This is a genomic window from Martelella sp. AD-3 (assembly GCF_001578105.1).
In the GTDB taxonomy this organism is placed as follows: Bacteria; Pseudomonadota; Alphaproteobacteria; order Rhizobiales; family Rhizobiaceae; genus Martelella.
The window spans coordinates 1,630,691-1,646,587 of sequence record NZ_CP014275.1 but is presented as its reverse complement, the minus strand read 5'-3'; the positions used below and the strand labels follow the sequence as shown (position 1 = coordinate 1,646,587).

Genomic DNA, 15,897 nt, shown 5'->3' with positions numbered 1-15,897 from the left:
GCGAGCATGGCTGTTGATTTGCGCTGAGAACTGACCCGGGATTTGCGCCGAGAATTGACCCGCCTTTATATAACGTTCTATTCGGTTGTCGTGGTCAAGTTCCTCCGTCTCTCCTTTGTTGTTTTGGTTTCATGAGCTGAGCTGTTCTTGAAGCGAAAGCTGTCGTTTCCGGTCTCGAGGATATGGCAGTGGTGGGTAAGGCGGTCGAGCAGCGCGGTGGTCATCTTGGCATCGCCGAACACGCTGGCCCATTCACTGAAGCTGAGGTTGGTGGTGATGATTACGCTGGTGTGCTCGTAGAGTTTGCTCAGCAAATGGAAGAGCAGTGCGCCACCTGAGGCACTAAACGGCAGATATCCCAGTTCATCCAGAATGACGAGATCGGAATGAGCCAGGCGATTGGCGATCTGACCCGGGCGGCCTTGGGCCTTCTCCTGTTCCAGCGCGTTGACCAGTTCGACTGTTGAGAAGAACCGAACCCGCTTGTGGTGATGCTCAATGGCCTGAACGCCGATCGCGGTGGCAATGTGCGTTTTACCTGTACCGGGACCGCCGACCAGAACGATATTGTTGGCGGCGTCGAGGAACTCGCAGCGATGGAGCTGGCGCACAAGCGCTTCGTTGACCTCACTGCTGGCAAAGTCGAAGCCGTTCAGATCACGGTAGGCTGGAAAGCGTGCGGTCTTGAGCTGATAGGCAGTCGAACGGACTTCCCTCTCGGCGGTTTCGGCCTTGAGGAGTTGTGACAGGACGGGGATTGCCGCTTCGAATGCCGGCGATCCTTGTTCGGTGAGCTCGCCGACGGCTTGGGCCATGCCATGCATCTTCAATTGACGCAGCATGATGACGATCGCGCCGCTTGCGGGGTTATGGCGCATGGCGAGCCTCCGTCTTTCTCAGGGTGTCGTATCGTTCAACATTGGCCTTGGGCTCATTGGTGAGCGTCAGGGCTTGTGGTGCATCAATGGTGAGGGGCGTACAGGGTTTACCGTCGACGAGGCGATGCAGCAGGTTCAGTACATGCGTCTTGGTCGGAACGCCTGACTTCAGCGCCAGGTCCACGGCCGAGAGCACCGCTTGTTCATCGTGCTGAAGGACCAGCGCCAGAATATCGACCATCTCACGATCACCACCCGGCCTCTTGAGCAGGTATTGCTGTAAGGATCGGAATGCACCGGGGAGTTCGGCGAATGGCGCGCCATTGCGCAGGGCACCTGGCTTGCGTTGCACCACCGCCAGATAATGCCGCCAGTCGTAAATCGTCTGTCCCGGCCGGTCATGGGATCGATCGATGACGCGGCGATGCTCGCAAACGATCTGACCTTCTGCAGCGATCACAACACGTTCCGGGTAAACCCGCATGCTCACCGGCCGGTTGGCGAAGGATGCCGGGACGCTGTAGCGATTGCGTTCCAGATGCACGAGGCAGGTCGGTGTGACCCGTTTCGTATATTCGACAAACCCGTCGAATGGCCGGGAGAGAGGCATCAATACCTGAGCCTCCTCAGCCCAGATGTCGGCGATGGTGCCGCGCATCTGACCATGCGGGGTCTTGGTCCAGAACTCCTTGCAGCGAAGCTCAAGCCAATCGTTCAGGGCTTCCAATGACGGGAAGCGGGGTATGGGTTGGAAGAATCGATGGCGTGCATCCTGCACATTCTTCTCGACCTGTCCCTTCTCCCAGCCGGATGCAGGATTGCAGAACTCGGGCTCAAACACATAGTGGCTGGCCATCGCCAGGAAACGGACGTTGACGTCGCGATCCTTGCCACGGCCGACCTTGTCGATCGCCGTGCGCATATTGTCGTAGATCCCACGTCCTGGAATGCCGCCGAAGACGCGGAATGCATGATTGTGGGCGTCGAACAGCATCTCGTGCGTCTGCAGGAGGTAGGCCCGGACGATAAAGGCGCGGCTATAACTCAGCTTGGTATGCGCTACCTGCAGCTTGGTGCGCTCATTGTCGATGATGGCCCAATCTTCAGACCAGTCGAACTGGAAGGCTTCGCCCGGCTCAAATGCCAGAGGCACGAACGTTCCGCGCCCTGTCGTCTGGAATTCCCTTTGCCGGTCCGCCTTCCATTCCCGGGCAAAGGCTGCAACACGGCAATAGGAACCCTCATAGCCGAGGCTCATCAGGTCGGCATGGAGTTGCTTCAAGGTGCGCTTTTGCTTGCGGCCCTTCTTTGACTCCGTCTTCAGCCAGGCCGACAGCCGATCCGCATACGGATCAAGCTTGCTCGGCCGCTCCGGGACTTTGAACTTCGGTTCAACGCCGTCAAGTCGCAGATATTTCCGGACGGTATTCCGGGATAGGCCGGTCCTGCGACAAATCTCCCGGATCGATAAATGCTCTCGAAAATGCCAGCGCCGAATTACGCTCAATAACGCCATGTCGATCACTCCAGAACCCCCGCTTGAACCTCGCGAGGGGTGATTGAAACATGGGTCAAATCTCAGTGATAATTTCCCGCAATCCCGGGTCAGTTCTCAGCGCAAATCAACAGTTGACCGGAAGACACCGTATCAGGCTTACTGCAACGCGCGGCCTGCAACATCAGCGGCAGCAAAAACGAGGCCGAAAACCACTTAAGAACAAGCACAAGACTGTTCAAATAAACTGAGCCAATTCAGAACGAGCTTTACGGCAATGATCCAATTGAAGAATTCTTCCGATAATACTCTCGGCGCATCTCATCCGTGATGGAAAATGCGTGGACACGATGCGTCGATCTTCGTGTCAATGTAGTTCTGGATTTTGGATTTCTGAACGTCTTTCGATTTACTTTTGCGCAGGCCGTACATTTGTCTCGAATAGACCTTTTAGCTCTCGTATGCCTTGTGTGACGTCAGCCTGCCAGCCCAAAGTCTCGTTTTCTACCTTCTTGATTGCGAGATTGAAATGCTCCAACATGGCTTCTGTATCTCCTCTCTCCTTATGAAAGCGCATTACTGCCACTGCCCCACTGAGACTCACTTCTAGGTAAGAAAATTCAACCCAATTACGCGTGATGTTGAATGTTCTGTCGATAAGAAATACAGCCCCCCCTAATATTCCAAGTATAACTGTCGCTACACCGGCTCCAATTAGCGCCATACATGCGAGCGATGCGGTGAACAATCCGAGATAAAGCATTCTTACGATGAACGATAATCTCTTATAGGTCTTCCCTTTTCCTCTATACCAATCAATATTCCGCTCCAGTTCCTCAATCAAAACCATAGTTGTTCATCCTTGCCAACTCTTATGGCTCGCATAGAACGAAACGGAGCGACATGCTCTTTTAGCGCCGTGAGTAGAGCTTCCGCATCACCGCGACCATACGCCGCTGCAATCTCCTCAAGCGATCTAGTGTGTTCGTATTGATCATGGGGCCACAACTGCAAGATAGCGTGTGTAAACGCCAGCTTGAATTCCGGTGGTTCGTCATTACTTTGGTCTTCGGTCAACAGTCGTTCCAAGAGTTCGATTTGCGAGTTCTTGGGGTGTACGAAACACCCGTACTCACAGACGAGAATAGTGTCCTCTGACCAATTGCAATCGTTCCCTATAGCCTCTGAGGCAACAAGAATTATAGACCTCCTTGATCCGTTAGTGGAACGCTTCATATCCGGTTTTAGTCGCCTTAGGTCACTATCCTGACCATCTTCCACTTTCCGCCAGTTGATTGTTAGCTGAAGAGAGGCCTCGTCAAAATTCAAGCGTCCTATCTTGACCCGGGCCAAGGCTCTTTCGTCAAGGTTACCGCCAGCCTCAGTCAAAATCGTATCCGACAACACATCAATCGTTGGAAGTTCCAAAGATGTAATGATGTCGTCTAGAGATTTTGTGGCTGAAAGATTTTCAATAAGATCCTCTGCGGTCCGCATGAACTTCGACTCTATGGTATCGAATTCTTCCAAATCAAGAAGTTCCGTGCGGCTAATAAGTTTTCTTTCACCCATTACTTCTACAACTATCCGTTTTTCATCATCGATTTGTTGCTGGAATATCTTTTGATCTACGGCAATTGTATTAGATGAAAGATTGAGAACGAGATTTGAAAGCTTACGACCTCTAGTTGTCAACGAGGTGTTGCCCGTCTCTAAGCTCCAAGCATCAACTTCCTTTCTGCTATGAGCCAAGTAAATTCCGTAAAGCGCTTTCAGAAATGCTTGATACTCAGGGCCCTGTTCGATGCCAGACCTCGCAACGTTTGTTTTAGGTACTCGGGGTCCGACACCGTTGATGACTGCGACGGGGCCTTCAGATTGGAAGCCTGGGCTACCTCCAAGCACGCGCACGCCTTGTAGGAATACGCCGCACTCTCTGACGGTGAGCTCGCCGTCTTCTGCTTGACGTCGCCGATTAAACTCGTCTGTCCGTGCAATGTAAGCCCGCTTGCTGTATCGAGAGCGCCGAACTAGATACGCGCCATCAAACATTCCGGGCACGTCGCATCGCAACACCTCGTAGTCCCGAAAGCTCATTGCTCCATTCTGCTGTGTATTGACAGCATTCATGACCTCGGTAAGGAAGTCGACGGGATGGTCAAAGCCAATGGTTTTTCTTTCCTGCTGCCCAACCCTTGCTGTTAACTCACAGTCGGGAAACGCGAACCAATGGGATAGTTCAGCCGATAAATCGATCTCGCGGGATTGTGGGCGCAAATTCAGCTCTATTCGCGTGCCGTGTTCCTTATCTATAAAGCTTGACGGAAGCTGACTCTTCTCTACAAGTTTAATAAGATATGTCCCGGAGGGGCCGTTGATATTTATACGGCGAGCTTTGGGCTCGTCCGGATGACTTGTTGTTATTTCGATTTCATCAGCGATCATAAACGCAGTCAGTATGCCAATTCCGAATCGGCTAATCGCTGTAAAACCAGGGAACGCCTTTCCGAAGTCTTCAGTAGAATAATATGACGAGCCCACTGTCAAAAGATGCGACTTTATGGTCGCTGCAGTCATTCCTGTTCCGTTATCGGCAATAACGAGTATTCTTTCTTCGGGTTCAAGCTCCACAGAGATTTTTGGAGAGTATGTCGCAGAATCTTTTTTATGTTTTTCTAGTCGGACTGCATCAACGGAGTTTTGAACTAGTTCACGCAAAACTACTCGCGTATCGTTGTAGAGCGTGTGGCCAACTAGGAGATTGAGGATCTTCTCACGGTCAATCTGAAACGAAAACTGTTCTCTTTCAAAGCCATAAGTCTCAATTTCAGTGCCATCAATCCGATCCCAAAGAAACTGATAATGTTGAGCTCCTGATTTAGAGTTACTAGACCACTTCACGCAACGTAGTAGCTCGCTTCCTGCAAACTTAAGGTGGTTTTGGAGCGCGAAAAAAGGTTCTGCTTCTTCGAAGCGACCATAAATTTTGATTACGTGAGCGTCACGCTCATCCGGCGCCTTAGCGGGAACGGTCTCCCCTTCAACGCGCCTGACGCCCATTTCCTTCATCCAATGCAAGTGCGAGATTGGATTGCTTGGGCTTATAATTGAGAAGTCCACCGAAGGTGTACGTCCGGTGCCTATCTGTAGGACATCTGCAATTCGAAGCAGAATGGCAACTGCTTGGACGTTGATTTGCGCTTCTGACGATGGTCCGTGCACCGACTTGATCTGATATTTCTTTAAATCATCAAGGTCATCTTTGTGGTGGCTTTCACAGATCAACGCGAGGTCTCCCAGACACTTCTGGTCGAAATCGTGAAAGACCCCTTTCAACAAATCCGCGATCTTTGACACATCACCTATGTCTGACGCGTTGTCCCTGAGCAAAGCACTCCGAATGCGTGCCGCGTGGTGATTTCGAATGAACTCCTCAAATATTAGCTCTTCCCGATACGGGTATTTAGGAGGGATGGCGGCAAGAAATTCCCGGCCGCGATCAAATGTAGAAAGGCTGCCCTCAAAATGAGCCAAGCTCTTGAGGTCTCTTTTCTGGAATTCCTCTTGTGTGGTGAGCATGCCGAGATCGTGCAATAGGCATGCCAAAAGCAAGAAAAGGTAATCAGCATCACGAAGATTGGACTTTTGATTGTCTTCGATGATCCAATCGAGGGAGTTCACCAACTCCGCTGTGTGCTCTGGTCCATGACGGGTGTATTCAATAAAAAAACCCTGGCCGTGAACATGTTTCAAAGCCTGCCCTATCGTATCAACGACGTGCTCCAATTTGAGAGCACTATAAGGCTTCACAGTAGTTGCATTTAGTGCGCGCTGGTAAACATGAGTGTTTTGGATAAGAGGCAGCAGCATATTAATCCTCGCGAATTCATTCAAAGAGTTAGCTGAAAAAGCCGGCTCGCTCAATAAGTGCAGCTTTGAATAAACAGAATTCCTCTTCGCCAGCGCTGTCAGAATTGGCAACCGGCAGGCCTCGCATCTAAGTATCTGTCCAAGAATGGGCTATCGGTGGGTGTCGCGTCTGAACCGTGCCGTTTGTGGCGCGCGGCTCCCGATGCGATTAACCGTAAGGAGACGGCCATCACTCTGATTTATTAGTCGTTATAGAGCGTAGGACGTAGACTTCGGCGATTGCACGTAGGTATTCTAATCCGCCGCCAACATCTTCAATCGCTTTTCGAAGCTTCTGGTCATGGCCTGGGCGGAATCGTCCTCCGCGTGTGGTCTCACCGCAGCCGCAAACACACACCATTTCAGACATCGCACCCTCCAGATACTCGAGCCAATCATGGAGCGCATTTGGTACGGTGCAAAGTTGGTAGACGGGAGTAAATACTGGCTCCAATGTCGGAAGCCAATGGCAGCTCCGGACTAAGAGCCGATCACCCGATGTACCTCTCGAGCCCGAATGGGCGCTTCGCTAAATGGCGATACCAAACCTGCCAGTCAGCAGTCGGCCCTTTTTCAGATATTCCGATCTCGTCTTTTCGGCAAACAGCCTGCACCTGAAATGAGAACGAAAAAAGAACAAAAGAGCTTATTCGCTACACATTTTGCTACAAAAAAACTAACTATCTAAAAAATATAGCTAATTTCGACCGAATATCCAATCGATCATAGGCGCCACGGCAAAGCGGGAAGCCGCCTGAAACTCTCTTTTCTTATTTTTTTCAGTCACTTATCAGAACCTGATAATCCGTCTTATTCCAGCTCATTATGCTCAGAATCCGCTGATTTTGACACTGGATTTGGTCCCGAGGACCAAACACAACCTCGTGGACCAAACATGGAGGCCAATCTGGGCTCAATTACCACACGCAAACGCAGGGATGGAAGTCAAAGCTACAGGGCACGTGTACGGGTTATGCGCGAGGGCTCCGTCTATCATGAAACAAAGACCTTTGACAGACGCCCAGCTGCAGCCGCATGGATAAAGAAACGCGAAAAAGAGCTGGCGAGACCTGGCGCACTGGAGGAGTTAAACGCACACGACCCACCGCTGTCCAAGGCCATCGAGCGCTATATAGATGAAGCGGTCAAAGAAATCGGACGCACGAAGGCACAAGTCCTGAAGACCATCTCGACCTATCCGATCGCCGACATGTCCTGCTCCGCCATCAGGTCGAAGAATATCATCGAATTCCTTCAGTCCCTTCCCGGGCAGCCACAAACCGTCGGGAATTACGCAAGCCACCTCGCCTCCATATTTGCCATCGCGCGGCCGATGTGGGACTTTCGGCTTGACGACAGGGAAACGAGAGACGCCATCACGGTGGCGCGCCGCATGGGGATCATATCCCGCTCAACTCAGCGGCACCGCAGACCCACCCTCGACGAACTCGACCGATTATTGACGCATTTCATCGATCGGCGACGAAGAACACCTCAGGCCATGCCAATGCACAAGGTGATCGTTTTCGCTCTTTTCTCGACCCGCCGACAGGCAGAGATCACCCGCCTCACCTGGGCAGATTTCCAGAAACAACACAAACGCATCCTGGTTCGTGACATGAAGCACCCGGGTGAGAAGCTCGGCAATGATACATGGGTCGACCTGCCCGACGAAGCCATCCGTATCATTGACAGCATGCCCAAGCGTAAATCGGAAATTTTCCCCTACTCCCCGGCTGCAATCACAGCGAACTTCACACGGGCTTGCAAGCTACTCGGAATTGAAGGCTTGCACTTCCACGATCTGCGCCATGACGGCATCTCGCGCCTGTTCGAGATGGGCTGGAACATCCCGCATGTCGCAGCGGTCAGCGGACACAGGTCCTGGGTGAGCCTTAAACGTTATACCCATATCCGTGAGACCGGCGACAAATATGCCACTTGGGCAGGCTTGCAACTCGCGAGCGGAAACGACTGAACGCCCCCGGAGGCTCACCGGTTTATCTCTTTGAGATAAGCCTGATGGGTCGAAGCGTTACGCGTCTGCGCCCTAAGCGTATGCCTGTTTGAGACGGCCCTTCGCGCGTCGCGCAGAATCTGCCGGCTTCATCTACACCCTGTGCCTTTCACAGTGCCGCAACGAACGGCAGGTCGCTCGGGCAAGCTTCTGAACGGCTGGCATAGGTGCAAGGCGGCCGCCCAAATTCGGCATTGACCTGAATCTTCATTTTGAAACACATAGTAATATATCACGCTGCAGAGTGGTTGCGGGGGCAGGATCTGGACACTGTTTTGTCAGCCCAGACGTTAGGCATCTCAAGTTTGGCGAAAATCGCCTGCGGCCTGCCTTCAGGCCACCATGTGTAGGGATTTTGGCCTGAAAGATAACAAACCGGACAACACGCCCTGCCGGGATAGTCACGCCTTCGTCTCTCTTGCGCGCACTTCCGAGAGGATCCCAACCACATCCTTTGCCAAGAGGTCGGCCACCTTTGTGGCGATCAGTGGCAGGGGGCGGCGGGCGCTGATGCCGAGCGAGATGGTTTGCTGGCCGATGGTGAGCCCCTTCACCGGAATGGCGACCAGCGTGCCGTCGAGCAGTTCCTGGGCGGTGTCGAGTTCGGAGGTCAGCGCCACATGGCTGCCGGAAAGGACGCGCTGTTTGAGAAGCTGCAGCGAATCGGTCACCACGGGCGGGCGGTTTTCGGAAAAAATCCAGCCGTGATGGGCCTCAAGTATACGCCGGATCGCCAGCGCCGGGCTTTGTACGGCAATCGCATGGTCGCGCACCGTGGCAAGCTTCACCTCCTTCCGACCGGCGATCGGATGGCGGGGCGCGGCGATGCAGTGGAGCGGCAGGTCGTCGGTCCAGAGGACATGAACGTCGCGCTGGGGCTTCATGTTGAAAGCCAGCGCGATATCGGCCTCGTCAGCCCGAAGCGCCGTCACGGCATCATCCGGCGTCGCGATCTCGACGTCGATGCGCACCTCGGATATCCGGCACCTCCACGTCAAACTGTCTGTCGAGCGTGTTGTCGACGGCAACAGAAGGTTTGCCACTGTAGCTTCCGGGACGTCGCTTATAGCCAATCTGGGCCTTGATGCCGGCAAGACGGGTCAGGCGCGAAACCCGGTTCGGGCAGCACGTCTCCCCCTGATCCAGCAGGTCATCATGCAGTTTGCGGTAGCCGTAAACCTTGCCGCTGTCTTCCCACGAAGACCTCAACAGCTCTGTCTGTCGCCTGTCCTCGATGGCCCGCTTGCTCAGCGGTGCTTTGAGCCAAGCATAAAATCCACTTGAGTGAACCCGGAGAGGCCGGCACATCGTCCGCACCGAAAACTGCAGCCGATGCAGGGCGATAAATGCGTACTTCACTTTGCATCCCTGGCGAAGTACGCGGCCGCTTTTTTTAGGATATCGCGCTCCTCTGTGACGCGAACCAACTCTTTCTTAAGCCGCTTGATCTCCTCGGACTCGGCGCTGGCTTGTGGCGTCGAGCCGGCAAACCTCTTCTTCCACGCATAGAGCGAATGCTGGCTTACGCCGAGCCGCTGAGAGACTTCGATACCGGATAGCCTCGTTCCGTGGTCTGACGCACGGCATCGCGTTTGAAATCGTCACTGAAATTCGATTTGCTCATGATCGCCTTCTTACCTCATTTTTAGGCAGGAAGGTGTCTACAATTCGCGGGGCTATTCAGCCCTTTCGCGCATTACAATCACGCAAACGCAGCTTAAATCAACAAATCAGACGAGCCAGAGCCTCCTGAAATCCAAACGCCATTCTGTCCAAAATCATTCGATGACGGACACAATATTGCCCAACGACAAGCCAGTGCTTCAGGACACGCTCAGTCAGTGCGACATTTCCAGAAGGCGCAACGCCGTCAATTCGTCGGTAATCAGGGTACTGGGCCGCAGCGCCTTCAACGTGGCGAGGATCATCTCGGTCTTTTCCATTCCCCCGGAGATCAGAACTTTCTTCTTGATCCGTATCAGCCGTTCAATCGATGGCGACATGGCACGCGCATTGACGGGGTGGTCAACCGAATGACCATCCTTATCCAGAAAATTATAGAGAATATCGCCAACCGTGCCGGCCTCGATCAGCGACTGGCGTTCCGCTTCCGAGACATGCCCGAGCCGGAACGACGTGGTCAGGGTTGATATCCCGCCACAGGAGACAAGTGCGACATCGCAGGTTTCAGCCATTTGCAGAACCTGATCGAGGCCGCAATGCTCAAGCAGCGCATGCTTTGTCTGCGCGCTATCGACAAGCGCCGGCGCAGGCACCAAAAAGCCTTCCGCGTCGAAAAGCTCGGCAAATTGCCAGGCAAATTCTGCCGGATTGAAACGCCGCGCCTGCGCAATGCCGCCAAGCAGTGAGACGATGCGCACACCATCGAGCTTCTTGCCTTCGACAAAAGGCAACATCGCATGCAATGTTCGCCCCCAGCCGACACCGACCGTCAGATTATTGGTCATCAGCTCCGAAACAAATCCTCCTGCCACAGCCGCAACAGCACGTGTAGGATCACTCTCCGTATCGGATAGCGGCGCAACAACAGCCTCTTGCAGCCCAAAACGATCCTCCAGTTTTCTCTGGATTTTCATCAACGGTGCCAGATCAGACTTTATGCGAATAATGACCTCACCCCGGCCGCGGGCCTCCGACAGCAATCGTGTGATCATGATCCGGTTGACACCGAGCTTTTTGGAAACCTCGGCTTGCGTCAGACCTTCGACATAATAAAGCCATGCGGCACGAACCCGTAACTCATCGCCCGCGGTCCCGAAACTGCGACCGCGCGACCCGGCGGATTCATTGCTCTGGCTGTCCGGCATCTGTCCTGTCCTGTTGGCAAGATTTTATGATGCGCCATCATAGACTTGACGCAATATCTTGCCAACCTCGGCGGGTGCTTCAAATTGTGGCGTGTGGCCAACCCCGTCGAAAAGATGAAGGGCAATATTTCCCGGAGCGCGCAACGCATGTCGCCATGGAATAATGGCATCATTCTTCCCCCAGATAAGACATGTGGGAACGTCAACCCGGCCAATCGCCGCTTTAAGGTCAAACGACTGAACACCGTCGGGAAACAAGGTATCGCACAGTCTGGCCTGCGCGGCTCGCAGCGCCGGATCCTTGCGCGAAGCCATGGCGGCTTTGACATACCCGTCCGTAATCATCGTCTCGTCAAACACCAACTCCTTGAGCCACGGCCCCAGGCTCTCCGCCCGCGTTGATCGCGATATCCCCTCAAGGGCAGGACCGTTCACCTCCGGTCCAAGACCGCCCGGCGCAATCAGCGTTAACGAAGCGATGGACTTGGACCGTGTATCTGCCAGTGACAATGCCAGCGCACCGCCAAGGCTATGCCCGACCAGATGCGCGCGCTCGATATCCAGCGTATCGAAAGCCCGGCGCACCACAGAGGAGAGTTCGGCAAAACTATCAATGCGCAGCTTCGGAGATTTTCCGTGCCCTGGCAATTCTATGCGAATGACCGGTCGCCCCTTAAGATAGGCTTCCAACGGCTTCCACGCGCTCGCATCGCTGCCAAAGCCGTGGATCAGAACAACAGGTATGCCCTTGTCAGCACGCGACCTTGAAATATTGAGAGGACCGCTTTCAGCCTGAAACTGAAGCGCTGGCGTCTCTGTCTGGCGTGCATCGATCTTTCCGCGCACGTCAGCGGCCTGAACGCGTCCACGCGGGCCGGTGCCCGCAATCTCGGTTAGCTCCACGGCGGCGTCCCGCGCGATCGTGCGCGCCAGTGGCGTTGCCCGGACTTTGTCGGCAGCGCCATCCTGCTGCGGTTCAACACGATCGGCCTTAACAGCCGAAACAGGATCACGCTCCGTTTCGTCCGCTGGCGGGGATGCCTTCTTGTCTTCGCTTGCCGCAAGCGGCACAGCCGTTGGCGGTTCGCCGACTTCCTCCCCCTCCTGATAAAGCCAGGCGACAGGCTGGCCAATGGGAACATCAACCCCTTCCGCAACGAGATGATGCAGTATGCCCGATGCTTCCGCCTCAACCTCCATCGCCGCCTTGTCGGTCTCGATATCAAACAGAGGCGTGCCTTTTTCAACATGCTCGCCGGACAGGACATGCCATGTCGCGACCTTGCCGCTGGCCATATCCATGTCGACTTTCGGCATAATGACTTCAACCGGCATCAGATTCGTCCTTTAGCGATATTACGCGCGGCCTCGAGGATATTCGGAACCTGCGGAACAACAGCCTTTTCTAGTTCCGGATTGTAGGGGATCGGGGACTCGCTGCCGCCAAGCCGCACGATTGGGGCATCGAGAAAATCGAACGCATCGCTTTCAGCAACCATGGCGCTGACCTCGGCCCCCACGCCGAGCGTCTTGACGCCTTCGTAAACGCAGATCAAACGCCCGGTTTTGCGCACCGAAGCCAAAACCGTCTCCCGGTCCATCGGTCGCACCGTCCGCAGGTCGATGACTTCGCAGTCGATACCTTCTGCTGCCAGTTGGTCCGCGGCAGACAAGGCCTTGTGAACCATCAAAGATGTCGCAACGATGCTCACGTCCTGACCGGTGCGCCGCACGGCAGCCTTCCCGATCGGCGTTGTGTATTGCCCTTCAGGAACATGTCCCTTCATCTTATAGAGAATTTTGTGTTCGAAAATCATCACGGGATCGGGATCTTCCAGCGCCGCCAAAAGCATGCCCTTCGCATCCTCGGGCGTTGACGGCTGCACCACCTTCAGCCCCGGCACATGGCCAAGCCAGGCCTCAACGCTCTGCGAATGCTGTGCTGCCGCACCTGTGCCGGAACCGGCCGGAAAGCGCATGACGAGCGGCACTGAAACGGCCCCGCCCAGCATGTACCGCACCTTTGCAGCCTGATTGACAATCTGCTCCATCGCCAGTGCGGCAAAATCAGAGAACTGGAACTCGAAGATCGGCCTAAGGCCGGTCAGGGCAGCGCCAACGGCAACGCCGGCACCACCAAGCTCGGAAATGGGCGTATCCATGACCCGATCAGTCCCATATTTGTGAACGAGGTCGCCGGTGACCTGAAAGGCGCCGCCATAAACACCGATGTCTTCGCCCATGAGTATAACGCGCGGATCAGCTGCAAGGGCGATATCCATCGCCTCGCGAATGGCCTCCGCATACGACAGCTCACGACGGTCAGGAGATTTTTCAGCGCTCATGCCAAAGGGCCTTCTGTATAGACGTAACGGGTTGCTTCTTCGATCTTCGGATCCTCTCCTTCACTTGCAAAGGCGATTGCATCCTTGATCGTCTGTTCTGCCTCGCTCTCAAGCGCGGCAACGTCGCTTTCGGTCAGAATCTTGTGTTCAACGAGCAAAGCGGCCATGCGCGGGATCGGATCCCGCCCCATCCATTCATTGATTTCTTCTTTTGTGCGGTAGCGGTTCCGGTCTGACTTCGAGTGTCCCCGCCAACGATAAGTCAGGTTCTCGACAAGGCTCGGGCCCTCGCCGGCGCGCGCCCGCGCGACAGCTGTATCAACGGCCTCGGCCACGGCGGAAAAGTCATTTCCGTCGACGGTTACACCGGGCATGTTGTAAGCGACGGCACGCTCGGAGATATTCTTGACAGCGGTTGATCGCTCTACCGATGTCGACATGCCATACTTGTTGTTTTCGCAGACAAAAACGACAGGCAGCTTCCAGACCGAGGCCATGTTCAGCGCCTCGTGAAACGCACCTTCATTGTTGGCGCCATCTCCAAAAAAACAGACGGTAACAGCACCGGTGCCAAGCCGTTTGGCCGATAGCGCGGCGCCAACCGATATCGGCAGGCCGCCGCCAACGATGCCATTGGCGCCCAGATTGCCTTTTGCAACATCGGCGATGTGCATGGAACCGCCGCGCCCCCGGCAATAACCCGTTTCCTTGCCGAAAAACTCGGCGAACATCCGGCCCAGATCGGCGCCTTTGGCCACGCAATGGCCATGACCACGGTGCGTGGATGTGATCTTGTCCTCGTCACTGAGAGAGATGCAGGATGCAACGGCAGATGCCTCCTGGCCGATGGAAAGGTGCATTGTTCCGTGGATCAGGCCACGCATGTAGCTTTGTTCGGCGCCTTCCTCGAACTTGCGGATCAGATACATCTTCCGAAGGGCTTCCTTCAGCACCGCAGGGGTATAGGTTCGGATAGCGTAAGGACGGTTTTCCTCATGCATGGGCAACCTCTTTTCCAAATAGGATTTGATCTTGCAGGTCGCGCAACGCGGCGATGCGTGAATCTTCCGGCAATCTTGTATTGTCGCTGGTGATCAACTCGCCCTTCCTGATCGGGGCCGTGACCAGCGAACCTGACAGAAGGCCGGCTGGCCTGCCCTTCGCCACGCGGGCTTTCGAGGCTTCCATGACCCAGGCCCGGTAGGTGTATTCACCAATCTGGTCCAGCTTTTCGCCGGGCTTCAAATCGCGTTTGGCAACAGCACAAACCTCGGCGACAGGACGATCAAGCGGAACCATGTCCGCCTTGTTGTAGAGTACGGCGCGCGCGCAGGTCAGCGGCACTTCCAGCGATGTCAGATGATAGGGGCGGATGAAGCCGAAATACGGCCCATCGCCCATTTTCAGGTCGGTCATGCGCTCCCAGATTCGCGGGTGCTCCGCCTCGGCAACAACGAAAACACCGGGCGCAAGATTCTTGCCGACCGAGTAATCGACCTTGCCGATCCCTGACAGAATACCACCGTCTTTCGTTGGAATGAGTGTCTTTGCCAGCTCTTTCGGACCGGCAGCCGGGCCGTGCATGCCATCGCAATCCGGCACAAGACCCGTGGCGTTGGCAATCGCGGCCATCTCAACCATGGTTTTCGAACCGTCGACAAACTCAACAAGCATGCGCGCGTTCATATGGCGTTCGCGCGCCTCAGCCGCGTAGTCATCGGGCGTTGCGTCAATGTTGAGCGGGTTGTTCTTGCCTTTGCCGGCACAGACGATCCTGTGCCCCATGGCCGAAACAAACTCGATCAGCTCCATGCACGCCGACGGTTCATCTCCGGCACCCAGGCTGTAAATCACGCCGAGACGCTCGGCCTCCCGCCTCAGATAGGCGCCAATCGTGACGTCTGCTTCGACATTCATCATCACCAGATGCTTGCCGTTTTCCATCGCCTTCAGGCCGATTTCCGCACCGACCGAAGGAATACCGGTTGCATCGATGACGACGTCGATCAGGCCAGAATTGAGAATGAGGTCAACGTCCTCGGCAATCGCGGTTTCACCCTTTTCGATTGTCCTATTCAACAAATCGACGGACCCGACATCGCGGCTGTGCCCCCGGCTCTGCCGGGCGATTTCAACAGCCTTGTGGGCAGCGGTCGGATTGATATCCGCGATCGCGGAAACCTCAATTCCATCCATCATTGCGGTGCGCGTAACGATGTCAGTTCCCATTTCGCCCGAACCGATCAGGCCAACCCTGACGGGCCGCCCTGTCTCCGCACGCTTTGCCAAATCCTTGGCCAATCCTGTGAGCGCAATATTTGATGCCATTCCCTGATGCCTCTTTCGATAGGATTTGACAAAACATTCAGAAAATTTGTTCTAAAGTCAATAACTTTGTTCAAATCGCATTTTTAAGAATCCTGAC

At 54.7% G+C, this 15,897-nt stretch carries 11 protein-coding genes and 1 pseudogene; 1 reads left to right on the top strand and 11 read right to left on the bottom strand.

Going from position 1 to position 15,897, the window contains the following annotated elements:
- Window positions 1-77: 77 nt before the first annotated feature.
- From istB to AZF01_RS07525, 4 genes are all read right to left on the bottom strand, one after another.
- The gene (gene istB, locus AZF01_RS07540; protein ID WP_024706303.1) at window positions 78-878 is read right to left on the bottom strand and encodes an IS21-like element helper ATPase IstB; all 801 of its coding nucleotides are present in this window, start codon (window positions 876-878) and stop codon (window positions 78-80) included.
- Entirely contained in the window at window positions 868-2,394 is a 1,527-nt protein-coding gene (istA, locus tag AZF01_RS07535) for an IS21 family transposase (RefSeq protein ID WP_024706304.1), read from the bottom strand. The genes istB and istA overlap by 11 nt, the downstream gene beginning before the upstream one ends.
- A 388-nt stretch (window positions 2,395-2,782) precedes the next feature.
- Entirely contained in the window at window positions 2,783-3,223 is a 441-nt protein-coding gene (locus AZF01_RS07530) for a hypothetical protein (RefSeq protein ID WP_024707195.1), read from the bottom strand.
- Window positions 3,214-6,354, bottom strand: coding sequence for an ATP-binding protein (locus AZF01_RS07525; RefSeq protein WP_152534471.1), 3,141 nt, complete (start codon window positions 6,352-6,354; stop codon window positions 3,214-3,216). The genes AZF01_RS07530 and AZF01_RS07525 overlap by 10 nt, the downstream gene beginning before the upstream one ends.
- A gap of 835 nt (window positions 6,355-7,189) precedes the next feature.
- Here AZF01_RS07525 and AZF01_RS07520 point away from each other — a divergent pair.
- Entirely contained in the window at window positions 7,190-8,260 is a 1,071-nt protein-coding gene (locus tag AZF01_RS07520) for a site-specific integrase (RefSeq protein ID WP_024707193.1), read from the top strand.
- Between the two features lie 440 nt (window positions 8,261-8,700).
- Here AZF01_RS07520 and AZF01_RS07515 read toward each other — a convergent pair whose 3' ends face one another.
- From AZF01_RS07515 to AZF01_RS07490, 7 genes and pseudogenes are all read right to left on the bottom strand, one after another.
- The gene (locus tag AZF01_RS07515; protein ID WP_024707192.1) at window positions 8,701-9,270 is read right to left on the bottom strand and encodes a LysR substrate-binding domain-containing protein; all 570 of its coding nucleotides are present in this window, start codon (window positions 9,268-9,270) and stop codon (window positions 8,701-8,703) included.
- 7 nt (window positions 9,271-9,277) lie between these two features.
- Window positions 9,278-9,923 (bottom strand): annotated as a pseudogene (locus AZF01_RS23460) (IS3 family transposase); the annotation flags it as partial.
- A 214-nt stretch (window positions 9,924-10,137) separates the two neighbouring features.
- The gene (locus AZF01_RS07510) at window positions 10,138-11,127 is read right to left on the bottom strand and encodes a sugar-binding transcriptional regulator (protein WP_024707191.1); all 990 of its coding nucleotides are present in this window, start codon (window positions 11,125-11,127) and stop codon (window positions 10,138-10,140) included.
- Window positions 11,128-11,151: 24 nt separating this feature from the next.
- Window positions 11,152-12,462, bottom strand: coding sequence for an acetoin dehydrogenase dihydrolipoyllysine-residue acetyltransferase subunit (locus AZF01_RS07505; protein ID WP_024707190.1), 1,311 nt, complete (start codon window positions 12,460-12,462; stop codon window positions 11,152-11,154).
- Window positions 12,462-13,472 (bottom strand): alpha-ketoacid dehydrogenase subunit beta, encoded by a 1,011-nt coding sequence (locus AZF01_RS07500; RefSeq protein WP_024707189.1) that lies wholly within the window; start codon window positions 13,470-13,472, stop codon window positions 12,462-12,464. Before AZF01_RS07500 ends, AZF01_RS07505 begins: the two co-directional genes overlap by 1 nt.
- Entirely contained in the window at window positions 13,469-14,473 is a 1,005-nt protein-coding gene (locus AZF01_RS07495) for a thiamine pyrophosphate-dependent dehydrogenase E1 component subunit alpha (protein WP_036236380.1), read from the bottom strand. The genes AZF01_RS07500 and AZF01_RS07495 overlap by 4 nt, the downstream gene beginning before the upstream one ends.
- Entirely contained in the window at window positions 14,466-15,800 is a 1,335-nt protein-coding gene (locus AZF01_RS07490; protein WP_024707187.1) for an NAD(P)H-dependent oxidoreductase, read from the bottom strand. The genes AZF01_RS07495 and AZF01_RS07490 overlap by 8 nt, the downstream gene beginning before the upstream one ends.
- Between the last annotated feature and the right edge of the window lie 97 nt (window positions 15,801-15,897).

Bases quoted from the DNA above. Each gene is read 5' to 3' on its own strand.
- istB (WP_024706303.1), bottom strand. From the start codon at position 878: ATGCGCCATAACCCCGCAAGCGGCGCGATCGTCATCATGCTGCGTCAA.
- istA (WP_024706304.1), bottom strand. From the start codon at position 2,394: ATGGCGTTATTGAGCGTAATTCGGCGCTGGCATTTTCGAGAGCATTTA.
- AZF01_RS07530 (WP_024707195.1), bottom strand. From the start codon at position 3,223: ATGGTTTTGATTGAGGAACTGGAGCGGAATATTGATTGGTATAGAGGA.
- AZF01_RS07510 (WP_024707191.1), bottom strand. From the start codon at position 11,127: ATGCCGGACAGCCAGAGCAATGAATCCGCCGGGTCGCGCGGTCGCAGT.
- AZF01_RS07505 (WP_024707190.1), bottom strand. From the start codon at position 12,462: ATGCCGGTTGAAGTCATTATGCCGAAAGTCGACATGGATATGGCCAGC.
- AZF01_RS07500 (WP_024707189.1), bottom strand. From the start codon at position 13,472: ATGAGCGCTGAAAAATCTCCTGACCGTCGTGAGCTGTCGTATGCGGAG.
- AZF01_RS07495 (WP_036236380.1), bottom strand. From the start codon at position 14,473: ATGCATGAGGAAAACCGTCCTTACGCTATCCGAACCTATACCCCTGCG.
- AZF01_RS07490 (WP_024707187.1), bottom strand. From the start codon at position 15,800: ATGGCATCAAATATTGCGCTCACAGGATTGGCCAAGGATTTGGCAAAG.